Source organism: Ensifer sp. EB106-05-01-XG146, from assembly GCF_058791875.1.
The window spans coordinates 1,031,797-1,054,684 of sequence record NZ_JBYTDX010000002.1 but is presented as its reverse complement, the minus strand read 5'-3'; the positions used below and the strand labels follow the sequence as shown (position 1 = coordinate 1,054,684).

Sequence of the window (22,888 nt, the reverse complement as noted above, 5' to 3'; positions counted from 1 at the left end):
GCAAAATCGGCCTTTCCTCTCAAATGTTAATATATTGGCGACGGACATCGGCTGCAACCGGCAATAGCCGCCGCTTTGGCACATAGAAACAGGCAAATCTTTATGTCGCGTTTCGAGCAGCGTCGATCGAATCAAAATCAGTTGATTGGCCTCGAACGCCATTGTGACGCGAGCCTGCGCTCGGCAGCTGATTTTCCACCTCCCGTCGGGAGACGGTCTCCGCGTCGCCCGATGGTTGCCGCCACACTCACGTGCTGATCAACTTTTATTACAAGTTTGAACGATGTTGCGAGTCTTTGTGTGCGCCGCGAAGACTTGGTGCGACGCAGCAAAATTTGTGAAATACGGACGACCGATAATTTTAGAGCAGGGGAAATCACGCTCCCGAAGCTCAAAGAAAACATCGGCCTGCGAAGATATCACCACTTCTCCGGAAATGTAATTTGGCTCGCCAGAAACAATACAGGAATACGTGCGAGGTGATACTGTTTCTCGCAATAATATAACAGCGCCCGTCACGAGAAATATTGCATATTCGAAAGTGGTGATATACGCATTTTGGCCCCTGCTTGGATACTCGCCTTTATTTCGCCTTCAAAAAGCAAATCCTTACCGGACGTTCATTATTCACGATGAGCGCGCCCCAGTGTGGGCTGTAGGCCCCCCTGGGGAGACCGACAAATCGCCAAACGTAAATGGAGTCACCTCTATGAAGTCTGCGACCAGATCGGCCAATTCGCCGTTTTTCAGTGCCGCAGAGTTTGCGGCAATCCCACCCGTGGGTGGCGTTTCGAAGCGTGGCTTCGACGTGCTTGCCGCTTCCCTCGCCCTCGTTTTCTTAAGCCCGCTGTTCCTGATGCTCATGGCGCTGGTCAAGTTTTCCGACGGCGGCAGCATCTTCTACGGCCACCGCCGCATCGGCCACAACGGCAAGTCGTTCCGTTGCCTTAAGTTCCGCACCATGCGCCCTGATGGGGACCGGATCCTGCAGGACTACCTCAAGGCCAATCCGGCCGCCTACGAGGAATGGCGCGCGACGCGCAAACTGCAGGACGACCCGCGTGTCACGGTCGTCGGCAGTGTCCTGCGCAAACTAAGCCTTGATGAACTGCCGCAGCTCGTCAACATCGTGCGCGGTGAAATGAGCATGGTTGGCCCGCGCCCGGTGGTGGAGGACGAACTGGAGCTCTACGACAGCGCCGCCGTCTACTACCTGCAATCCCGACCCGGTCTTACCGGCCTTTGGCAAATCAGCGGGCGCAACGACGTATCCTACGCAACCCGCATCGCGTTCGATACCCAGTACGTCCAGAACTGGTCGCTGCTGAAGGACTTCTTCATCGTTGTCAGAACCATTCCCGCCGTTTGCCTTTCGCGCGGCAGCTACTGACGAAATAGCGCCTGAAAAGCCCGCGCGACCGGTCGCGGGAAGGCGCCTTCATTCGGGAAGCCCAAATGAGAGAACATCATCTGTCGGGAAAGTCGCGCATGCCGCGCACGCTACCCCGTTTCCTGCGCCGGGCGGTGCTCATCGCCGCGGCGCTCACTTGTGCTTTTCCGGCTTGGGCCGATGAGTATCAGCTCGGCACTATGGATAGGCTGAGAATTCGCGTGGCCGAATGGCAGACCGCGGAGGGGGCTGTCCGCGACTGGTCAGTCGTCAGCGGCGAGTACACCGTTGGTCCTTCGGGTGCTCTATCCTTACCCTTCATCGGCGACCTGCCGGCGGCGGGCAAGACAACGACCGAAGTTGGTGAAGCGATCGGCGAGAAGATGCAGACGCTCTTCGGTCTGCGCGATCGGCCGTCCGCCTCCGTCGAACTCGCGCAGTACCGCCCGGTTTACCTCGCAGGCGAGGTCCAGAAGCCCGGCGAATATCCTTTTGCCCCCAATCTGACGGTGCTGAAGGCCGTAAGCCTTGGCGGCGGGTTGCGCCGTTCGGAAAGCGGCCAGCGCTTTGCGCGCGACTACATAAATGCGCATGGCGATTCGAGCGTCCAGACGTCCGAGCGCAACCGGCTGCTGATCCGTCGCGCCCGCCTTCAGGCTGAGATCGCCGAAAAGGATGGCATCGAACTGCCGAAGGACCTTCAGGGCGTTCCCGGTATCGACAAGCTTCTCGCAAACGAGACCGCATTGATGGCCTCGCGTGACAGGAAGCAGAAGCTGCAATTGGAGTCGCTCGCCGATCTGAAGTCCTTGCTCGAAAGCGAAATCCAGTCGCTGGCAAAGAAGACGGAAACCCAGAACCGCCAACTCGAGCTCGTCGTTGAAGACCGCGAGAAGGTCGAAAGCCTCGCCGAAAAGGGCCTGGCGCTCAGCCAGCGCAAGCTGTCCCTGGAGCAGCGCGTAGCCGAACTGCAGGCCGCCCTTCTCGACATCGACACAGCTTCGCTGAAGGCGAAACAGGATGTCAGCAAGGCGGGCCAGGACGAAACCAATCTTCGCAACGATTGGGACGCTCAGCTGGCGCAGGACCTGCAGAACACCGAGGCCGAACTCGACACGCTTTCGATCAAGCTCGGCACCAGCCGCGACTTGATGGCCGAAGCGTTGCTGCAATCGGCCGAAGCCGCGCAGTCGAAGGACAATACGGCGGAGGCGACGATCGCCTATTCGATCATGCGCGAGCGCGACGGAAAGCCGACGGAGATCTCCGCCGACGAAAATACGCCTGTATTGCCGGGTGACGTGATCAAGGTCGAAGCCAACCTGGCAACGCAGTAGGAACGGCTGTGAAAATTTCGAAGGCGAGCCTGATTTCTCCCGATCGCAATGGTGTCTATGGCACTGTTGCGATCGCGCTATCGCTCTTCGTCTTCGCCTATTCCTCGCGCTTCGGACAGGCGTCGATCCTGCTCTACTATGGCCTGTGGCTGCCGCTGGTGCTGGTCGATTACCGTCGTGTGCTCGGCAACTACGGAATCCGCCTCTGGATCCTAGGATTTGCGATCTTCGCCTGCCTGTCGGTCTTCTGGTCGGCGGCGCCCGGAATGACGGCGCGAACGGGGATACAGTATCTCTCCCACGTGATCTGCGCCCTGATTGCCATGCGGGTTGTCGACATCAGGACCCTGGTGCGCGGCGCGATTGCCGGAACCGGCGTCGTTCTCGTCTACTCACTCCTCTTCGGCGTCTACCACCTCGATCCTCTCGACGGCACTTACAGCTTCGTCGGCGCTTTCGCCTCGAAGAACCAGCTGGGCTTCTACGCCTCGCTCGGCATCTATTTCGCCTTTGTCGCGCCGATCGCGCTTGGCGAACGCGGCCTGTGGTTCGCGGCAGCCAGCCTGGTCGCGTTGCTGTCGGCCTATTCACTTTTTGCCTCGCAATCGGCGACGTCGGTGTTGACCACAGTGGTCATCATCGGGCTGTGGCTGGGCATGCGGTTGGTCGGACTATTGTCGCCGGCGCACCGCAAGGGGCTCTTCCTCGCCGCCGCCGTCTGTGGCGTCATGGTCGCCGTTGCGGCCATCTATGGTGGGGGCGTCGATCTTGTCCTCGGGCTTTTCGGCAAGGATTCCACCCTAACCGGACGGACCTATCTGTGGCAGCAGGGCATCGAGGCGGCGATGTCGTCACCGCTGGTCGGTGTCGGCTATCAGGCCTATTGGGTCCAGGGCTTCTCGGAGCCCGAACGCCTGTGGGAAGAGTTCTATATTGCCACGCGCTCCGGCTTCCACTTCCACAACACCTTTATCGAAGCGATGGTGGAGACCGGCGCGATCGGGCTCGTGCTTCTGTCCGGCATCCTTCTGATAACCGTGCTCGGGCATACCAAGCGGTTGTTGACGCAGGATGATGACACGCAATCTTCCGTGCTCTTCGGCATAGCGCTGCTTCTGCTGGTGCGGTCCTTCGTCGAAATCGACATCATGAACCCCTATCACATCGGCTCGTTCCTGCTCTATTTCGCCGCCGGAAAGCTGACTTTACCGGAAGCGCGCACGCACCAGAGCGTCGAAGATCGTCCGGCGCCGGCCGTATCGGAGATCCCGCTACGACTGAGGTATCAATGATCAGCGCCCCGACGACGACGATCTATGGCATTCAGTATCTGCGGGCCGTCGCAGCGCTCGGGGTCGTCGTCTTTCATGCCGCCGAGCGCACCGGGCACCACTTCGCAATTGGTGCTGCCGGCGTAGACGTCTTCTTTGTCATCAGCGGCTTCATCATGTGGGTGATCAGCGAACGGCGGCCGGTGTCACCGCTCGCCTTCCTCCGTGATCGCATTCAGAGGATCGCGCCGATCTACTGGCTCGCAACCGCGGTCATGGTCATCGGCGGCCTTGTTGGCCTGTTTCCCAATCTGGTCTTGAGCAACGCGCATGTGCTTTCCTCGCTGCTGTTCATTCCCATGCGATCGCCAAGCAGCGGCGAAATCTGGCCAGTGCTGGTGCAGGGTTGGACGCTGAACTACGAGATGTTCTTCTATGCGATCTTCGCCTTGACACTGCTGTTGCCGCGGTCGAGCCGGTTGCCGGCGATCGCTGGCTGTTTCTCGGCGCTGGTTGCCATCGGCTTTGCCGTCGACAGCGACAACGCGCTCTTCGTCACCTATACGCGGCCGATTATTCTTGAATTTGTGGCAGGCATGGTCGTCGCCGAGTTGTGGCTGAGAGGCAGGGTGCCCGGCGCAAAGTCCGGCCTTATGCTTGTCGCCGGCGCGTTTTCAGGATTTGCGGCGGTCGCCGTGCTTCGCCTGCCTTTCGACGAATTCATCCTCGGGCCTTTGGCCGTCATGCTCGTCTTGGGAACGCTGGCGCTCGAAGCGCAGGGCTGGTTCCGCCCCAGCAGGCTGCCGATGATGCTCGGCGACGCATCCTACTCGATCTACCTCTGGCACACCTTTGCGATTTCGGTCGTGGTCAAGGCTTGTGGAATGATGGGTATAGGGCTGCTCACATCGGCGCTGCTGGCGGTCATTGCAGGGACTGCGCTTGGCGTTTTCGCCTATCTTCTGATCGAGAAGCCGCTGGCCACACGGCTGCGCTCGGGCTTTTTCTCAAGGCCGGTGCAGCACACGGCCTGACAAATCGGAGCCGTCTGGGGCGGCGATCACCGCCGCGCCAGACGTGGTCTGTGTCTCAGACACCCTGATTACGACGGGAATGCCAGTTCCAGGCCGTGCGCGTGATGTCGGTGAGACCGTATTTCGGAACCCAGCCGAGAATGTCGCGCGCCTTGTCGTTGTTGGCGACCAGGGTGGTCGAATCCCCTTCGCGGCGGTCGACGAGATCGACCTGGAATTCGCGTCCCGAAACCTCGGAAATCGCCGTCAAGAGTTCCTTGACGGTCGTGCCGGTGCCTGTGCCGAGATTGAGCTCGACGCTGTCGCCGCCCGAAAGCAGGTGTTCGACCGCGCGCACATGGGCGTCGGCAAGATCAAGCACGTGGATGTAGTCGCGCACGCAGGTGCCGTCGCGGGTGTCGTAGTCCGTGCCGAAGATCTTGAAACTCTGGCGTCGGCCGAGGGCCGCGTCGATGGCGAGCGGGATGGCATGCGTCTCCGGCTCGTGCCACTCGCCGATGCGGCCTTCCGGATCGGCGCCAGCGGCGTTGAAGTAGCGCAGGATCACCGAGCGCAGGCCCTTGTACTGCCCGTAGTCCTTCAGTGCCTGTTCGCACACCCATTTGGTCCGGCCGTAAGGGTTGATCGGCGCCTGGCGGTGCTGTTCGTCGATCGGCACGCTCTCCGGCAGGCCATAGGTGGCGCAGGTCGAAGAGAAGACGAAAGCTTCGACGCCTGCGGCAAGGGCAGCCGAAAGCAAGGTCAGCGTGCCGATGACATTGTTGTCGTAGAAGGAAACCGGGTCTTTCACCGATTCACCCACCTCGATCATCGCGGCAAAATGCAGGATGGCGCGTGGCTTGTGACGGGCAAGGACCTCGTCGAGCCGCTTTCGGTCGCGGATATCACCCTTTTCCAGCACGCCCCATTTGACGAATTCTTCGTGGCCGTTCGAAAGGTTGTCGTAAACGACAGGCTCGAAACCCTTGTTGGCGAGTTCGAGGCACGTATGCGAGCCGATGTAGCCGGCACCGCCGACGACGAGGACTTTATTGCTTTCCATGATGCTTACGATCCTTGGGAGGTTCAGAGAAATTGCCAAGATTTTTCAACGGATGACGACAATGGTGTCAATGCCGCGCGCAATCAAGCACGTGTCCATGTCGCGTATGTGGCGGTGGTTACCAGCGGGCTTCTTTCCACACTTCCGTCGATCCCGGCCCTTCAAAATTGGTGGGAAAAATGCGGGAAGGGACAATTATCTCCCCCGGCGACGGCGAGCTAGATGCTTCTTTCGGTTCGGGTAAAACATATAGCATATTAATTTACTAGATTTAATTGATTACGCCGGCCGCAGTCGTACCATAGCCTCCAGATTTCTGAAGGAAGGCTCTCATGACGACGAAACTGAAACGCTTGGCACTGACGCTCGCCACACTTGCGACCACTGGCCTGGCTCTGAGCGACGCGCAGGCGCAAGCGGCAGATCCGGTCAAGGGCGGTACGCTGATCTATCTTGAGCAGCAGGCCCATACGAACCTCTACCCGCCGGCCGGCGGCTTTTATCCGAACGGTGGCATCCTCAACCAGATCACCGACAAGCTGACCTATCAGAACCCGAAGACGCTGGAGATCGAGCCCTGGATCGCCGAGTCCTGGACGGTCAACGCGAATGCGACCGAATATACGTTCAAGATCCGTCCCGGCGTGACGTTCTCCGATGGTTCGCCGCTCGACGCGGCTGCCGTTGCCAAGAACTACGACGTCTTCGGCCTCGGCAACAAAGCCCTGAAGCAGCCGGTCTCCGAGGTCATCAACAACTACGAGCGCAGCGAAGTCGTCGATCCGCTGACGGTCAAATTCTACTTCAAGAAGCCGTCGCCGGGGTTCCTTCAGGGAACGTCCGTGATCGGTTCGGGCCTGGTCGCGGCAAGCACGCTGGCACTGCCCTTCGAAGAACTCGGCGACGCCACGAAAATCATCGGCTCCGGCCCATTCGTCGTCGAGAGCGAGACGATCGGCAAGGAACTGAACCTGAAGGCGCGCGACGAATACAATTGGGGCCCGGCCAAACTCGAACACCAGGGCCGCGCCTATCTCGACGGCATCAAGTACATCATCACCGGTGAAGACAGCGTGCGCATTGGTGCACTGCTCGCAGGGCAGGCGGATTTCATCCGCCAGGTCCAGGCCTATGACGAGGGCCAAGTCGAGGCGCAGGACTATCAGATCTACGCGCCTTCCACCCGCGGGGTGAACAACAGTGTCGTCTTCCGCCCAGACAACCCGTTGGTGTCCGACATCAGGGTGCGTCAGGCGCTGCTGCATGCGACCGACACCAAGGAAATCGTCACCACATTGTTTTCTGCCAATTATCCGCAGGCAACCTCGATCATCGCGTCGTCGGCCCTCGGCTCCAAGGATATCTCGGCCAAGCTCGCTTTTGATCCGGCGAAGGCCAAGGCCCTGCTCGATGAAGCGGGCTGGTCGGTCGCCGCCAACGGTCTGCGCCAGAAGGACGGCAAGGAACTGGTGCTGACGGCTTATGAATCGCTGCCGCAGCCGCAGAACAAGGAAACGCTGCAACTGGTCGCGCAGCAGTGGGGAAAGGTGGGCGTCAAGCTGAGCGTTCTTGCCGGCGATAGCGGCAGCAAGACGGTGGATGATCTCGATCCGCTGAAGACGCCGGTGTCGCCTGCCATGGTCGGCCGTGCCGATCCCGATGTGATCAAGAGCCAGTACTATCCGAAGAACCGCGATGTGCTGCGCCAGAAGGGCGGGCTTAGCGACAAGGTCCAGAGCTTCGTCGATACCAAGCTGAATGGTCTGCTCGATGCGCTCGCGTCCGAGCCGGATCGCCAGAAGCGCCTCGCGATTGCCGGCGAGGTTCAGGATTACGTCGTCGATCAAGCCTATGCGATCCCGATCTTCGAGGAGCCGCAGGCCTATGCAGGTGCGCCCTACGTCCAGGGTGTGGCATTCGAGGCCGTCGGGCGTCCAAGCTTCTACAGCACCTGGCTTGCTGAACATTGATCGGTTCGACGGCCACCGCAACGTCGGTGGCCGTCGTCTCTGAAATCCGCCTGCGAGGAACGGATCATGTCCGCCTATTTGTTCAATCGTGTTGCTCAGGCTCTGTTTGTGCTTTGGGCCGCATTCACGATCTCTTTCGTGCTGCTGCAGGCAATGCCCGGCGATGCGATCCTCATTAAGTTCCAGAACCCCGATCTCGGCCTGACCGCCGAACAGGTCGCCGAAATCCGCGCCTCTTATGCGGTCGATAGCTCCGTGCCGGTGCAATACGCGCGGACTATCGGCAAGTTCCTGGCCGGCAACTTCGGCTACTCGGTTCAAGCCGGTGTTCCGGTTTCAAGTCTGCTTGCTGCGCATCTGCCGGCAACGCTGAAGCTCGCGGGGCTAGGCTTCCTGCTAGCTGCGATCCTGGCGACCGTCATCGCTTTCCTCTCCAGTCTCGCGCCGTTTGCGTGGCTGCGTGGCGCGCTGCAGTCGGTTCCGTCGCTCTTCATTTCTATCCCGACCTTCTGGCTCGGCATCATGCTCATCCAGATCTTCTCCTTCCGCCTGAAACTCGTGCCCGTCATCAACCCTGGTCCCTGGCAGGAATTGATCCTGCCGGTTGCAACGCTTGCCGTGCCGATTTCCGCGCCACTGGCGCAGGTGCTCGTTCGCAATATCGACGAGGTGATGACGCGGCCCTTCGTCGCCGTGGCGCGGGCAAAGGGCGCCACTCGCCTTTGGGTTCTCTGGCGGCACGTCGCGAAGAACGCGCTGCTTCCGACGCTGACGATTGCCGGCGTGTTGTTCGGCGAACTGATTGCCGGGGCCGTGGTGACCGAGACCGTCTTCGGGCTGAACGGCATTGGCGGGCTGACCGAACGCGCCGTGGGCAGCCAGGACGCAGCCGTGCTTCAGGCGATCGTCGTTCTGTCTGCGCTGGCCTTCGTGATCATCAATCTCGCTGTGGACCTGCTCTATCCGGTGCTCGACCCACGCCTCAGGACCAAAACGGGAGCCGTTGCATGACGACCTTCGATACGCTTCGCGATGACGCTATTGCGGCGCCAAGGGCAAAGAGCGAGCGGCGTTCTGGCGCGGCATCGCGGCTGCGCCGTGTACCCGTAGGACTGGCCCTTTCCTGGCTTATCCTCGGTTCTGTTTTCCTCTGGGCGGTCGCCCCCTCGTTCTTCACAGGCTACAACCCGCTTGAGGGCGTCGGTGGCGCGCAGTTGCAGCGGCCGAGCGCCGATCATCTGCTCGGAACCGATGCGCTCGGGCGCGATCTCTATGCGCGCATCGTCTACGGGGCCGTTCATTCCCTGACAGGTGCTTTTGTCGCCGTTGGGCTGGGACTTGCGGTTGGCACCGGTCTCGGCGTCGTCGCTGGTTCGGTGCGGCGTCGCTTCGACGATGCGATCATGCGCGTTGTCGACGTGCTCCTGTCGATCCCTCCGCTGCTGCTTTCGCTCAGCATCATTATCCTGCTCGGCTTTGGAACTGTGAACGCGGCAATCGCTGTTGGGGTCACCTCGGTCGCAGGCTTTGCCCGGCTGGCGCGGGCGGAAGTCGTGCGCGTGCGTCGCAGCGATTATGTCGAGGCGGCCTTCGGCAGTGGCGGGACCTTCGCCTCGGTTCTGTGGCGCCATATTCTGCCGAATTCCTTAACCTCGGTCGTCGCCTTTGCCGCGCTGCAATTCGGATCGGCCGTACTGCAGATTTCGACGCTCGGATTTCTCGGCTACGGCGCGCCGCCGCCGACCCCGGAATGGGGGCTGCTGATCGCCGAGGGGCGCAATTACATTTCGACCGCATGGTGGCTGACCACCGCGCCCGGCATCGTGGTTGTCCTCGTCGTGCTGGCTGCCAATCGCGTCAGCCAATCTTTCGGGAGGGCCGCAGCATGACCGTCATACCTGGACCTTTTCCCCCCGTTCTCGAGGTCGAGGATCTTTGCATTGCCTACGCTGACAGCAGCGGCGAACGCCGCGCCGTTCATGACGTTTCGTTTCGCATCAAGCCAGGTGAGGTTGTGGCCCTTGTCGGTGAATCCGGTTCCGGCAAGACGACGACCGCACAGTCGATCATCGGTCTGCTCGCTGCGAATGGCCGAGTGGAACGCGGCACCATCAAGCTGAATGGAACCGACATTGCCCGCTGGACGGATCGGCAACTGGACACGGTGCGCGGCGCGAGGATCAGCCTCGTGCCACAGGATCCGGGAAGTTCGCTCAACCCGGTCAAGACGATCGGCTCGCAACTCGGCGAGATGTTCCGCATCCACGGCGCGCTGCGATCCGACGAGATCGAGGCCCGGGTGCTCTCTCTTCTGGCCCGCGTCGGCTTGAGCGAGCCGGAACTTCGGGCGCGGCAGTATCCGCATGAACTGTCGGGCGGCATGCGCCAAAGGGTCTTGATTGCGATTGCGATTGCGCTGAAGCCGCAGCTGATCATCGCCGACGAGCCGACCAGCGCGCTCGACGTCACAGTCCAGAAGCGCATTCTTGATCTCATCGACGAGTTGCGAACGGAATATGGTACGGCCGTGCTTCTGGTGACCCACGATCTCGGTGTTGCCGCCGACCGAGCCGATCGGATCGTCGTCCTGCAGGGCGGCCGGATCCAGGAGCAGGGCGCAACGGGCGCTATTCTGGCCGCACCACGCAGTCCCTACACGAAACAACTGCTTTCGGACGCGCCATCCTTTACCGCCCCCCCCGAGGTTGGCAACGGTTCGACCACCCGTTGCGGAGGCTCCAGACGATATCGTCGTCGTCGAGGGCCTTGTCCGCGAATTCGTTCGCAAGGACGGCGGATCCCCGCTACGCGCCGTCGACGACCTGAGCTTCCGCGTCCGGCGCGGAACGACACATGCGATCGTCGGGGAATCCGGTTCTGGGAAGACGACGACGATCCGCAACATCGTCGGCTTTGACAGGCCGACGGCCGGCCGGATTGAGATCGACGGCACCAATGTCTCGGGCCTGAGCGGAGAAGGGCTTCGGCAGTTCCGCCGCAAGGTCCAGCTCGTTTACCAGAATCCCTACGGCTCGCTGGACCCGCGTCAAAGCGTGCTGCAGATCGTGACCGAGCCGCTGACGAATTACCCGGGACTTCTACGTTCTGATCGTGAGGAGAAGGCAAGGGCGATCCTTGGCCGCGTCGGTTTGCCTGAGGACGCATTTGCACGGCGGCCCCATGCGCTTTCCGGCGGCCAGCGCCAGCGTGTTGCCATCGCCCGGGCGCTCGTGCTCGATCCGCAACTGGTTGTGCTCGACGAAGCGGTTTCCGCACTCGACGTCAGCGTGCAGGCCCGCATTCTCGACCTCTTGGACGAACTGCAGGGCGATCTCGGGCTCACCTACCTCTTCGTTTCCCACGACCTCGCCGTGGTGCGTCAGATCTCGGACACCGTTTCGGTTCTGAAGGATGGGCGGCTGGTCGACGGCGGAACCGTTTCCCACGTCTTCGAAAACCCTCGCAGCGATTACACCCGTGAGCTGATCAATGCCATTCCCGGACGCAACCGCCGGGCTGCGGCCTGAAGCAGCGGACTACAGACAGGACCGACCATGATTGAGACGACGCCACGCAAACGCCTCGGCTTTTTTACCCGACTGCTCGACGACGTTCAGGCGGGCACCCGCTACTACTACGCAAAGGAGCAGATCGTCACCGCCGAGCGTTTCGGCTTCGACACGGCCTGGGTCGCGCAGCACCATTTCCACGCGGACGAAGGCGGCCTTCCGGCGCCCCTGGTTTTCCTTGCCCATGTCGCCGCGGAGACGACGCGCATCCGCCTCGGGACCGGTGTCATTACGCTGCCGCTCGAAAATCCGATCCGGGTGGCCGAGGACGCCGCCGTTTTCGATCTGCTCTCCGGCGGGCGACTGGAGGTCGGGTTCGGGACCGGCGGCACGCCGTCCTCCTTCACGGCCTTTGGCCTGGAAAGCGCCGATCGCGGCGCGATCTTCGGCAGGCATCTCCAAACGGTTCTCGACGCTTGGGCAGGTCGTGGCCTTCCAGGCGGAGATCGCCTCTACCCGTCAGCGCCGCAACTGCTCGGCCGTATCTGGCAGGCAACCTTTTCGGTGGCGGGTGGCGAGCGGGCTGGGCGGGCCGGCGACGGCCTGATGTTGTCACGCACCCAACCGCGGCCAGAAGACAATCCGCACGCTTCGTTGGCGGAGTTGCAAAACCCGATCATCGACGCCTATCTGCATGCGCTTCCTTCCGGCCGCGCGCCGCGTATCCTCGGTTCACGCAGCCTGTTCGTTGCCGACAGCCGCGCCGAAGCGTTGCGGCTTGCCGAGGTTGGGTTGAGACGGGGTGCGGAACGACTGATCGCTAGCGGTCATACAGTTCCCGGCAATTCGCTTGCCGATCTGATTGCGGCCTTCGACGTACATGTCGGCTCCGTTGACGACGTCATCGCCAGTCTCAGCGCAGATGAGACGCTGGAGCGTGTCACCGATCTGGTGTTCCAGGTTCATTCCGTTGATCCGCCGCACCTATTGATTCTGCGCTCCATCGAGCTCATCGCCACCAAGGTCGCTCCGGCGCTCGGCTGGTCGCCGCAGGAGAAATTCCATGCCCGGCGTTTCGGCGCCGTCGGTTGAAACGGACAGCTGGTTCCATTTTTCAAAGGAGACGACGTCATGACCACCACGTCACCGGATATCATCGATCTGCTGGCCGGCATCACCGCCGGGTCGGCGCTCGACCGCACTCGCGCCCAACGGCCGGAAACCCGCGAACAGGCGCAGAATAGTTATCTTGCACTCTTTCAGCCCGCGGATTTCGGCGACGTGTCGGCGGCGGAGCGGCATGCGATCGCAAGTTTCGTTGCCGGCCTGCACCGTCAGCCGGACATTTTCGGATTTTACAGCAGTCCTTTCGAGGATAGCGACACCGATCGCTGGTTGATCGAGGTTATCAAGGCCGAGATCGGGGCAGGACGGGCAACAGGGCCATACGGCAACTATCCGGACGGGCCCCTTAATGGAGAGAACGAAGCCGGCCCACTCTATCAAGTATCACGGTCAAGCCGCGAGGTGCTCGGTCGTAAGCTGTCCGCGGCGCTGGAGCACGCCCACCTGCTGGTCTTCCATTTGCGTGATGCCAGCCCGCAGGCGTTGCAAGCCTTGCTCGACGCTGGCTGGACGACAAATGGTGTCGTGACCCTGTCCCAGCTGGTTTCCTTCGTTGCGTTTCAGATCCGCGTGATCACCGGTCTTGGCTTACTGTCGACCGCCACGAAGCGCGCTACGGCTTAAGACCTCAAGAGGACATGCGAATGACCGAACATGCCATCATCCCGATCGTTGAAAATCCGCCTGTTACCTTCACGCAGGCCGAGATCGGATGGACACCGTGGCTGCAGCCTTTGCCTGAGGAAGAACTGACGGAGCGTCACCTCAAAGGCCTGGTCGAGGCTGGGCGCGCAAAGTCGCCCTACTTCCGCCTGCTCGTGCGCGATCCGGAAGTGCTTGAAGCGCGCACGAAAACTGACAAGGACATCTTCTACAACACCCGCTCGGGCCTGCCGCGCGCCGAGCGCGAACTGGCGGCGACCGCCGCGTCTAGATATAACGGCTGCATCTTCTGCGCCTCGGTACATTCGCGCTTCGCTTCGCATCACTCAAAGCGCACAGAGGATGTGCAGAAGCTCCTCGACGAGGGCGTCGGAACCGATCTCGGCGAGCGCTGGAATGCAATCGTCGCCGCTTCTGTGGCGTTGACGGCGACCCCGCCCGCCTTCGGAGAGGAGCACATCTCCCGACTTTCGGCAGCGGGCCTCGACGAACTGGAGATCGCCGACGTCATCCATGGTGCCGCCTTCTTCAACTGGGCAAACCGGCTGATGCTCTCACTTGGAGAGCCGACACCGGCAAACTAAGCCGCTCACGCGATCCGCCGTAATGGCACAACACATAGAGAGCCCGCAAGGTCGAGAGATGTTGCGGGCCTCCTTCATCCGAGTTTAATCGGGTTAGAAGTTACGCTGCAGACGGACGTAGCCGAGAACCTGGTCGTCCGACTGCCACCTAGATCGCTCTCGGCTCCGCTGCTGCTCTCGCAGCATTTTCCGGCGCCCAGGCCGCCGATCCCAGCGGAGCCGGAGCCATGGAATACGTTCGCGTTTGCGACGCTTCGGCACTGGATACTTCTACATCCCGGGCACCGAAATCTGCCTCAAGATCGGTGGCTTCATCCTCTTCCAAACCTCGTTTGGTAGAGCCGGCCTTTAAGAAGAGAGACATCCGGTGAAAGCGCCGTCAACTATGAACAGTAGGCGGCGCAATTATTTTCTAGCGATATATTTGGAGGTTCTAGGCTTCTCCGGCACTCAGGACCTACTGCGTCGTCGCCACCGGCGGCTCGGTGTTTCGCCTTACGACCTTGCCTTCCTCAGCCTTGTAGAAAAACTGACTTGAGACGAGCCAGCCCTTCAGGGGGCGAAGCGGCGGAATGCAGGTCAGCAGCATGAAGGGCCCGGTCACCAGTAGGTGTATCCAGAGCGGTGCGCTGTATTGAACTTCCAGCCAGACGCCAAGGAAAACACTCGGTACGCAGGCAAAGCAGATGACGAAGAAAGCGGGGCCATCGGCCGGATCGGCAAAGGAGTAATCCAGGCCACAGACTTCGCATTCCTTGCGCATCTTCAGGAAGCCGTTGAACAGGTGCCCTTGCCCGCAGCGCGGGCAGCGGCCGCGCAAGCCAGTCTGCATGGGCGGGATCGGCGGCCAATCACTATCGGAAGACATGTTTGTTCCTTTCAGGCGTTCCGGTTGGCGCTGGAGTTTTGCGCCGAGATTGCCTGGATATGCGGCCGCTTCTTCTTCTTGGGGCCGCATCAGGCTCGCCAGGATTAGGCGCCGAAAAACATACATTGTCAATTTATTGTATGCATACATGTCTGCGACAATTTCGCCCGCCGATCATTTACACCACGAAGCTTGAGGCGGCGGGGGGCCGGCCGATGAGGTCGTTGATGACGAGAAGACTGCGTCGCAGCTCCGCTTGGCCGGCAGCGGCGCCCAGGCCGAGGCGGACGGCTTCCGGTGGCGCGCCGAGCGCAAAGGCGTCGCTTGCAACGACGCTGATGCCGGCTGCCTGCAATCGCGCGCTCAGTTCGCCGCGTGTCCAGGGCGGCGGCAACTGCAGCCAGGCGTGAAACGCATGCGGATGCGTTTGTGCGACGCCGGCTGGAAGAAGCTCGGAGACGATGCGCTGTCGCGCCGCCGTCTCTCTACGTATGGCTGCGAGCACGGCGTCAGCCGTCCCGTCCTCGATCCAGCGCGTGGCGATAGCGGCCGCAAGAGGGGACGCCATGCCGACAGTGGCCCGGATCGCGCCTTCGACGCGGACCGAGCTTCGGCTGTCCGGCACGACAAGATAGGCGATGCGCAAGGCCGGCGACAGGCATTTCGCAAGGCCGCCGACATAGTAGACGAGGTCAGGCGCCAGCGCCGCCAACGGGCGCGGCGTCGAAACGGGAAGGGCGCCATAGGCATCGTCTTCGATGATCGCTACGTCGTGCCGCCGGGCAATTGTGACGATCGCCTGGCGCCGTTCGAGCGAAAGTGTCGTTGTCGTGGGATTGTGAAGCGTCGGATTACAATAGAGCGCTTTCGGCGTTTGCTTCGCGCAGAGTTCTTCGAATGCTTCGGGCAGGAGGCCCTCTCGATCCATGGCGAGGCCGTGCAGCCTGATGCCGAGATGTGCTGCGAGCGCGCGGAGGCCGGGGTAGGTGATTGCCTCGGCGCAAATCATGTCACCGGCCTTGGTCAGGCTGCCAAGCGTGGCAAGCAGAGCTCCTTGCGCGCCAGCGGCAATCAGAACGCGCTCAGCCGGAACCTCGCCCAGCCTGGGTTTCAGCCATGCGGCGCCTGCAGCACGGTTGTGCAGGGTGCCGCCCGGCGGCTGGTATCGCATCAGGAGTTCGAGCCCATGATCGGCCTGCAGCGCCGCCATGTCGTCCCAGAGCCGAGCGGCGAGCATCGGGTCGTCGAACAACGGCGGCAGGTTCATGCTCATGTCGATGAGGCCGCCTGCCGGCGTACGGCCGGTTCGGATGCGTCGCGTTTTCACGTAGGTGCCCTGGCCGACCCGGCCCTCGACGAGGCCGCGATGCCGGGCTTCGTTATAGGCGCGACTGACGGTGGTGAAGTCGATCCCCAGCGCCTCGGCAAGCGTGCGCTGCGGCGGCAGACGCATCCCCTCGGACAGGCGCCCTTCGCTGATATCGGCAGCGATGGCGTCGGCGATCGCGAGATAAAGCGGTCCATCCGATTTACGGATTACCGGTTGCCACGAAATTCCCAAGCGCACGTCCACCATCGCGATTACCTCATGCTAATTGTATGGATATTGCATGGTTATCCGATTGAGGGCAAGTGTTAACAGTGGGAATGCAGCGGCGCGCCCGCGACCAAGCGTCGCCTAGCGTGTCACGCTTGCCGTTGCCAGCAACGCGCCGAAGTCGACGAGCAGGGCGCCGAAGGTGCGATCGATCCAATGGCGAAGCGCGATAAGACGAAGCCGTACCGTGCCGGAGGAAAAGAACAGGGCAACGATTGCGAACCAGATCAGATGTGCGGCAGAGATAAACGCGCCGTAACCCATCTGGACGGGCAGAGCCGTGGTCGGCCCGACGACTTGCATGAACAGGCTGACGACAAAGATCGTCGTTTTGGGGTTGAGCGCGTTGGTGAGAAACCCCACACGCAGCGCACCGATGTCGGAGAGGGCGGGATGTGCGGCCAAGCCCGTCGTTTCGGCTGGCTTGGTGCGTAGCATCCTGATGCCAAGCCAGATCAGATAGGCGGCGCCGACGAACTTCAGAACTGTGAAGAGAAATAGCGACTGGCTCAAGAGGCCGACGCCGAGCAAAGTGTAGGCGACATGGACCCAGACGCCGGCGGCGATACCGAGCGCCGTCAGGACGCCGGCCCGCCGCGACAAAAGCAGGCTGTTGCGTGTCACCATCGCGAAATCCGGTCCCGGACTGACGACGGCAAAGATTGTAATGGTTACTACAGCTAACAGTTCAGTCATTGTCTTTCCCGTTCGTCTCTTTCATTAATGTCTAAATAACTTGATCGATGAGAAGCGACTAACGATGAGTTCTGACCATTTTGGTGAGCTGCACTCACAGATGTCGGCGACGTGGCTTCCGCCGCTGGCGGCGCTACGCTGTTTCGAGGCGGCGGCCAGACTCGAGAGCTTCAGTCGCGCCGCGGACGCGCTCCATCTGACGCACGGCGCGATCAGTCGCGCGGTCCGGCTTATCGAAGACGAACTCGGCGTGGCGCTGTTCGAGCGCCGCAGCCGGCGTGTCTTCCTGACGGAAGCGGGGCGAAAGCTGGCGGCGGCCGTGCGCGAAGGTTTCGGTCTGGTGGAGAGTGCCGTCCGGGAGATCAGGGACGTGGCGCGAACGCCGGCGCTGGTGGTGTCCTGCGAGCCGACCCTTCTGATGCGCTGGCTGATACCGCGCCTTCCTGATTTCCAGGCGCGGCATCCTGAGGTGTCTATCCACCTCGTTACCGGAGGTGGGCCGGTGTCCTTGGGCCGTGGCATCGATCTGGCGATCCGGCGCGATGATTTTCCTCGATCGGGCGGCACTCATGCCGTGCCGCTCTTTCCGGAGCGAATAGGTCCGGTCTGCCGAACGGACAAAATCGCCCTGTTTTTTAACGAGGCTGAGGCCGGCTCTTTGCCTCAATTGCGCAAGGACGCGATCCCCTTGCATACGCGAACGCGGCCAAATGCGTGGGAGACCTGGGGGACGACGGCAGACCGCGCCGCACCCGAACAGCGCGGCCAAGTCTTCGAGCATTTCTATATCAGCCTTCAGGCGGCCATCGCCGGGATCGGCGTGGCGATCGGGCCTTGGCAACTCGTCCGCGACGATATCGACAATGGCATCCTGGCCGCGCCATGCGGATTTATCGAAGACGGTACGGCCTATCATCTGCTGTCGCCGTCAGCGATCGGCGACCATGGACCAAGCGCGGCGTTGCGTGACTGGCTGCTGGCCGTATCGATCTGAAACGGACCGTTTTCATTTCTGTCATTTGCATAAAGGCGAGCAACGTCATACGTTTAACGAACACGCGCGCATGACCGGCGATGCCAGTCGGCGGAAAGGCGCGCGAAGCACCTGATATGCAATCGATTCGACCCTCGGGTCCTGGAGCGGCGCCATGAACATCCTCAAAATCAATCTCGGCCAGGAGCGCGGTACGCTGCGCCCGGCTAGCGCAAAGGCATCGAGGATCGTGGCCGACGTCATGAAGGCACTGGTCGTTCCGGCGGCGGCTATAGGCCTAGTGGCGTTCGCAGCGCCGTCGATGGCGCATGCCGCCAGTTGCAAGGATTCCGCATCGCCTGGAGCCGATTGGACCGACTGCAACAAGAAAGCGCTTATGCTCGGCGGCAGCGACCTTCAGGGTGCCAATCTCGTCAACACCGACTTCACCTTGACGGATCTGCGCGGTGCGAACCTGACAGAAGCCAATCTGGAAAAGGCAACTCTGGTTCGATCCTCGATTGCGGGGGCTACCGCGAATGGCGCGAACTTCTCCAAAATCGAAGCCTATCGGTGCAATTTCGCAGGCGTCTCCGCCGAGAAGGCATCGTTCGTCAATTCCGAGCTGCAGCGGGCCAATTTCAGCGGTGCCCGCCTGACGGGGGCAAGCTTTGAAAAGGCCGAACTCGGCCGGGCGAATTTCGACAAGGCGGAGCTCACCGGAACCCGGTTTACCCATGCCAACCTTTCGCGCGCGGACCTGACCAGCACGAATTTTTCCGGCCCGATCGATTTCCAGGGGGCGTTCATGTTCCTGACACGTATCGAGGGCGTCGACCTGTCCGAGGCAACCGGACTTGAACAGGAGCAGGTCGACATGACTTGCGGTGACAGCTCGACCAAGCTTCCCGCCGGCATGAGCACGCCGGCGGGCTGGCCCTGCGCCAGCGACTGATCGCCGTCACAAAGCCGCGGCCCAATCGGTCGTTATGCCAAATGCCGCTTTGCGGCAATCGCAAGGCATTCCTTGAAGGCTTGCAGGTCGGTCAGGCGATCGGCCTCAGGCACTTCGCGCTGGACGAGCCTGCCTTCCCTTCGCAGAACGCCGCCATCGAGCATCAGGTTGTCGGCCATATCGAAGTCTTCGATGCTGAGCCCGTCCGGACCGGCCATGCGGCCGTCGAGGCGCAAGCCGGCCTTGCCGCCGTAGTGGTCGTGCAAGATGCGCTCGTAGTAGCTGCGGGAGGTGTTCGTATAGGCATAGACGTGCTTGCTGTGACCGCACATGAAGCCGAGTTCGAAGACCGTGCCGACATCGGCGCTGATGCCGCGAAACGGTGTCAGGTTGGCGATGATCATGTCGGCGGCAAGCATCATGCCTTCGTCGACGGCGTAGATCGCAAGGCCGCGCTGATGCTTGGTCGGAGCCGGCGGAATCTCAAGATCGCCGGGCACGAGCGGTGTGAACCCGGCTGCACGCGCCAACTCTGCCTTCAATTTCTGAATCTCCGCCGCATTGGGCAGAAACACTTCCGGGCCAGCGAGATAGACTTTCACGCGCATTTCTCCTCACATTTTCGAGCGGCCAATCTAGGAGAGCTGCAGCGCCGAGCCTAGCCATGGACTTCAGCTTGCCCACGGTTTTTTGGAGCGTGGGAAGCAGGTATGCTGGCTGAGCGCATTGCCGCACCGGTGGAGACGCCCGTGGCCCGCCATGTGCCACCTTCGGCCAATTCCGGAGATTTGCGCATGCCACGCGGGCGAGCTGGTCATGCGGACGTGTCAAGATCTGCAGCCGATGTCAGCGGGGGCTGCGATCGCAACCGCCGCCACCGGCGCGCGCACCATCCCACGGGAAGGCTCGCAGGTCGTTGGTGGCAAGGTCTCCGCCACGTTCACATGCGGAAACACTCCTAAATACGGGTGTTTCCTAACGAATCCTGTTTGCACGCAGACATGCCAGGATGCCCGCCGCCGGTTTGCAAGGGCGCTTCTCCGGTTTCGATTCGCTCCATGGTTGCCGCTTCCCCCTTATTTTTCCCTTGCCCTCGTCCGCTGGTGGGCCGTCGTTTTCACCGCCGTATGCGACTTTAAACAATCATGCATACAAAATTGTCGACAAAATAGTTGACATTGTCGCCGACAGCTTCAAATCTAGGGCCACTTGCTCACGAGTGGGTGAGGGCGCCTGCATATGGCGACTGATGAGAAAACAGAGGGAACGACATGAAACTGAGAAAGCATCTCCTCGCGGGGTTGGCATTTGCCTTTCTCGCATCCTCGGCCTCCGCCGAAACGCTGCGTTGGGGTAGCCCGCGGGATATCTTCTCGCTCGACCCCTATTCCTATGGCAGCACCTCGAACCTGGCCTTCCTCAACCACGTGTACGAAGGCCTGACCCGCTATACGCCGGAGTTCAAGGTCGAGCCGGCCCTCGCCACGAGCTGGGAGATGGTCAAGGACAAGGTCTGGCGCTTCCATCTGCGCAAGGGCGTAAAGTTCCAAAACGGCGCCGAGTTCAACGCTGACGACGTCGTCGCCTCCATGGCCCGCGTCAGCCATCCGACCTCGCCGCTGCGCGGCAACATTCCGGCCTATGTCTCGACCACCAAGGTCGACGATTACACGGTCGACATCGAAGTCAATTCGCCAAACCCGCTCTTCCTCAACGACATGACCAACATCTTCATGTTCGACAAGGACTGGCTGGTCGACAACAAGTCCGAGCTGCCGACCGATGTCGGCGCCAAGGTCGAAGGCTACGCCACCTACAACACCAACGGCACCGGCCCGTTCAAGGTCGAATCGCGCGTGCCCGACAGCAAGACCGTTCTCATCAAGAACGACGGCTGGTGGGATACGCCGAAGCACAATCTCGACCGCATCGAATTCATGCCGATTACCTCGGCCGCAACCCGCGTTGCAGCGCTGCTTTCGGGCGAAATCGATCTGACCGATGGTGCGCCGGTGCAGGATCTTGAGCGCCTAAAGAGCTCGCCGGACATCAAGGTCATCGAGCGCACTGACCTGCGCACCGTGCACATGGTCTTCAACCGTCACGAGACCTTCGCCGACGGTCGCGAAAACTTCTTCAACAACATCAAGGTGCGCCAGGCGATTGACCATGCCATCGACCGCCAACTGATCTTCAAGCGCGTGATGCGCGGCAAGTCGCATGTCGCCGGCACCATGGTTGCTCCGGAAATCCCGGGCTACAGCGCCGAACTCGATGTGCCGACCGCCTATGATCCGGAACTCTCCAAGAGGCTGCTCGAAGAGGCAGGCGCCGTCGGCAAGGAGTTCACGCTCGTCTGCATGAACGACGAAAGCGTCAACGAAGAAGACGTCTGCAGCGCACTGGTCTCTATGCTGTCGCGCGTCGGCCTGAAGCCAACCCTCGACATCGGTCCGCGCGCCGTGCAGGCGCCGAAGCGCGCCGGCGGCAAGTCCGACGCCTACATGATCGGCTGGGCCAACGAGCCGACGCTCGATGCCTATTCGATCCTGGTTCAGGTTCTCTCGACCCGTGAAGGCGCGGCCGGCGTCGCCAACTATGGCGGCTGGTCCTATCCGGAACTCGACGCGATGGTGAAGAAGGCCGCGCTCGAGATGGATCACGACAAGCGTCTGGCGATCGAAACCGAGGCGCTGAAGTTCGCCAAGGATGAGGTCATCATGATCCCGTTGCATCAGCAGCCGATGGCCTGGGCAATGTCGAAGAACGTCACGGATGTGACCATTCGGGCCGACAACAAGCCGCGTCACTGGCTGACCCGTATCGGCGATTGAGTTTTCTTGCCCCGGCAGAGCGTGCTTTGCCGGGGCTCCTCATTCAGCGAGAAACCCAATGATTGTCTTTCTCATCAAGCGGCTGGCCAATGCCGTGCTGGTCATGCTCGCCGTCGCGCTGCTCGCCTTCCTGATCTTCCGCTTCGCCGGCGATCCGGTCGAGTTGATGGCCAACGAGCAGATGTCGCAGGCCGACCGTATCGAGCTGCGCGAAAAGCTCGGGCTCAACGATTCGTTCCTAACCCAGTTCGGCCGCTTCGTCGGCAATGCCGCCCAGGGCGATTTCGGCATCAGCTACCGCAACGGCCAGGACGTGATGAAGCTCATTGCCGAGCGCTTCCCGGCAACGATGGAACTGGCGCTGGTCGCAACCGTCCTGTCGCTCCTGATCGGTCTTCCACTTGGTGTCCTGACCGCGATCCACCGAGGGCGATGGTATTCCGAGGGGTTGCAGTTCGTCAGTATCATCGGCGTCTCCTTGCCGAGCTTCGTCGTCGGTATCCTTCTGATCCTCGTCTTCGCCGTAACACTCGGCCTCGTACCTGCTTTCGGGCGCGGCGATGTGGTGCAGCTCGGCTGGTGGAGCACCGGCCTGTTGACGTCGTCGGGCCGCGCATCGCTGCTTCTGCCGTCGCTCGCACTCGCGCTCTACCAGATCACTCTGGTCATGCGTCTGGTGCGCGCAGAAATGATGGAAGTGCTGCGCTCGGACTTCATCAAGTTCGCACGCGCCCGTGGCGTGCCGCGGTGGCGGATCTATTTCCGACATGCGCTCAGGAACTGTCTGATGCCGGTTGTCACCATGACGGCGATGAACTTCGGCTCGCTGATCGCCTTCGCGCTGATCACCGAAACGGTGTTCCAGTGGCCGGGCATGGGCATGCTCTTCATCCAGGCGGTCACCTTCCTCGATATGCCGGTCATGGCGGGCTATCTCTGCATCGTCTCCTTCATCTTCGTCACGCTCAATACGCTCGTCGATATCGCCTATGCGGTCATCGATCCGCGGTTGCGCGATGCAACCCGCTGAGGTCGTTGCC

19 protein-coding genes and 2 pseudogenes are annotated in these 22,888 nt (G+C 61.4%); 16 read left to right on the top strand and 5 right to left on the bottom strand.

The features are described 5' to 3' along the window. Positions 1 to 709: 709 nt before the first annotated feature. From AC3WVQ_RS24955 to AC3WVQ_RS24940, 4 genes are all read left to right on the top strand, one after another. Positions 710 to 1,390, top strand: coding sequence for a sugar transferase (locus AC3WVQ_RS24955; protein WP_492383112.1), 681 nt, complete (start codon positions 710 to 712; stop codon positions 1,388 to 1,390). Positions 1,391 to 1,455: 65 nt separating this feature from the next. Next, positions 1,456 to 2,727: a polysaccharide biosynthesis/export family protein gene (locus AC3WVQ_RS24950; RefSeq protein WP_034797963.1), complete on the top strand. Its 1,272-nt coding sequence runs from the start codon at positions 1,456 to 1,458 to the stop codon at positions 2,725 to 2,727. Positions 2,728 to 2,735: 8 nt separating this feature from the next. Then, entirely contained in the window at positions 2,736 to 4,019 is a 1,284-nt protein-coding gene (locus tag AC3WVQ_RS24945; RefSeq protein WP_492383111.1) for an O-antigen ligase family protein, read from the top strand. Continuing rightward, on the top strand, positions 4,016 to 5,032 hold the full coding sequence (locus AC3WVQ_RS24940; protein ID WP_492383110.1) for an acyltransferase family protein: 1,017 nt from the start codon (positions 4,016 to 4,018) through the stop codon (positions 5,030 to 5,032). Before AC3WVQ_RS24945 ends, AC3WVQ_RS24940 begins: the two co-directional genes overlap by 4 nt. Before the next feature lie 55 nt (positions 5,033 to 5,087). Here AC3WVQ_RS24940 and galE read toward each other — a convergent pair whose 3' ends face one another. Further along, entirely contained in the window at positions 5,088 to 6,074 is a 987-nt protein-coding gene (gene galE, locus AC3WVQ_RS24935; RefSeq protein ID WP_060521088.1) for a UDP-glucose 4-epimerase GalE, read from the bottom strand. Between the two features lie 332 nt (positions 6,075 to 6,406). Between galE and AC3WVQ_RS24930 the strand changes: the two genes are divergently transcribed. From AC3WVQ_RS24930 to AC3WVQ_RS24895, 8 genes and pseudogenes are all read left to right on the top strand, one after another. Beyond that, positions 6,407 to 8,044 carry a TIGR04028 family ABC transporter substrate-binding protein gene (locus tag AC3WVQ_RS24930; protein WP_492383109.1) on the top strand — a complete coding sequence of 546 codons (1,638 nt, stop codon included), beginning with the start codon at positions 6,407 to 6,409 and terminating at the stop codon, positions 8,042 to 8,044. Between the two features lie 66 nt (positions 8,045 to 8,110). Further along, positions 8,111 to 9,055 carry an ABC transporter permease gene (locus AC3WVQ_RS24925; protein ID WP_060521090.1) on the top strand — a complete coding sequence of 315 codons (945 nt, stop codon included), beginning with the start codon at positions 8,111 to 8,113 and terminating at the stop codon, positions 9,053 to 9,055. Then, complete coding sequence (locus tag AC3WVQ_RS24920; RefSeq protein WP_034797950.1) at positions 9,052 to 9,933, top strand: ABC transporter permease; 882 nt, start codon at positions 9,052 to 9,054, stop codon at positions 9,931 to 9,933. The genes AC3WVQ_RS24925 and AC3WVQ_RS24920 overlap by 4 nt, the downstream gene beginning before the upstream one ends. Continuing rightward, positions 9,930 to 11,571 (top strand): annotated as a pseudogene (locus AC3WVQ_RS24915) (dipeptide ABC transporter ATP-binding protein). The gene AC3WVQ_RS24920 and the pseudogene AC3WVQ_RS24915 overlap by 4 nt, the downstream one beginning before the upstream one ends. 27 nt (positions 11,572 to 11,598) lie before the next feature. Continuing rightward, on the top strand, positions 11,599 to 12,645 hold the full coding sequence (locus AC3WVQ_RS24910) for a putative FMN-dependent luciferase-like monooxygenase (RefSeq protein ID WP_492383108.1): 1,047 nt from the start codon (positions 11,599 to 11,601) through the stop codon (positions 12,643 to 12,645). 39 nt (positions 12,646 to 12,684) lie between these two features. Beyond that, on the top strand, positions 12,685 to 13,302 hold the full coding sequence (locus AC3WVQ_RS24905; RefSeq protein WP_492383107.1) for a CMD domain protein: 618 nt from the start codon (positions 12,685 to 12,687) through the stop codon (positions 13,300 to 13,302). Positions 13,303 to 13,322: 20 nt separating this feature from the next. Further along, positions 13,323 to 13,925 (top strand): alkylhydroperoxidase domain protein, encoded by a 603-nt coding sequence (locus AC3WVQ_RS24900; RefSeq protein ID WP_060582940.1) that lies wholly within the window; start codon positions 13,323 to 13,325, stop codon positions 13,923 to 13,925. A gap of 152 nt (positions 13,926 to 14,077) precedes the next feature. Then, a pseudogene (locus tag AC3WVQ_RS24895) lies at positions 14,078 to 14,262 on the top strand (porin); the annotation flags it as partial. A 120-nt stretch (positions 14,263 to 14,382) separates the two neighbouring features. Here AC3WVQ_RS24895 and AC3WVQ_RS24890 read toward each other — a convergent pair. The 3 genes from AC3WVQ_RS24890 to AC3WVQ_RS24880 all read right to left on the bottom strand — a co-directional run bounded on the left by AC3WVQ_RS24890 (position 14,383) and on the right by AC3WVQ_RS24880 (position 17,086). Continuing rightward, positions 14,383 to 14,793 carry a DUF983 domain-containing protein gene (locus AC3WVQ_RS24890; protein WP_060529243.1) on the bottom strand — a complete coding sequence of 137 codons (411 nt, stop codon included), beginning with the start codon at positions 14,791 to 14,793 and terminating at the stop codon, positions 14,383 to 14,385. 178 nt (positions 14,794 to 14,971) lie between these two features. After that, entirely contained in the window at positions 14,972 to 16,369 is a 1,398-nt protein-coding gene (locus AC3WVQ_RS24885) for an aminotransferase-like domain-containing protein (RefSeq protein WP_342242757.1), read from the bottom strand. A 102-nt stretch (positions 16,370 to 16,471) separates the two neighbouring features. Then, positions 16,472 to 17,086: a LysE family transporter gene (locus AC3WVQ_RS24880; protein WP_492383106.1), complete on the bottom strand. Its 615-nt coding sequence runs from the start codon at positions 17,084 to 17,086 to the stop codon at positions 16,472 to 16,474. A 40-nt stretch (positions 17,087 to 17,126) separates the two neighbouring features. On the opposite strand from AC3WVQ_RS24880, the gene AC3WVQ_RS24875 reads away from it, so the two are divergent. Both AC3WVQ_RS24875 and AC3WVQ_RS24870 read left to right on the top strand, forming a co-directional pair. Continuing rightward, positions 17,127 to 18,080: a LysR substrate-binding domain-containing protein gene (locus AC3WVQ_RS24875; protein ID WP_492383105.1), complete on the top strand. Its 954-nt coding sequence runs from the start codon at positions 17,127 to 17,129 to the stop codon at positions 18,078 to 18,080. Positions 18,081 to 18,321: 241 nt separating this feature from the next. Continuing rightward, on the top strand, positions 18,322 to 19,014 hold the full coding sequence (locus AC3WVQ_RS24870) for a pentapeptide repeat-containing protein (RefSeq protein WP_492383305.1): 693 nt from the start codon (positions 18,322 to 18,324) through the stop codon (positions 19,012 to 19,014). A 32-nt stretch (positions 19,015 to 19,046) separates the two neighbouring features. Here the strand turns inward: AC3WVQ_RS24870 and AC3WVQ_RS24865 are convergent, their stop codons facing one another. After that, positions 19,047 to 19,622: a nucleoside 2-deoxyribosyltransferase gene (locus tag AC3WVQ_RS24865; protein WP_060521100.1), complete on the bottom strand. Its 576-nt coding sequence runs from the start codon at positions 19,620 to 19,622 to the stop codon at positions 19,047 to 19,049. Between the two features lie 663 nt (positions 19,623 to 20,285). On the opposite strand from AC3WVQ_RS24865, the gene AC3WVQ_RS24860 reads away from it, so the two are divergent. After that, positions 20,286 to 21,848, top strand: coding sequence for an ABC transporter substrate-binding protein (locus AC3WVQ_RS24860; protein ID WP_112772744.1), 1,563 nt, complete (start codon positions 20,286 to 20,288; stop codon positions 21,846 to 21,848). A 58-nt stretch (positions 21,849 to 21,906) separates the two neighbouring features. Beyond that, a complete protein-coding gene (locus tag AC3WVQ_RS24855) occupies positions 21,907 to 22,878 on the top strand; it encodes an ABC transporter permease (protein ID WP_034797927.1) in 972 nt (323 codons plus the stop codon). The last annotated feature ends 10 nt before the right edge of the window (positions 22,879 to 22,888 follow it).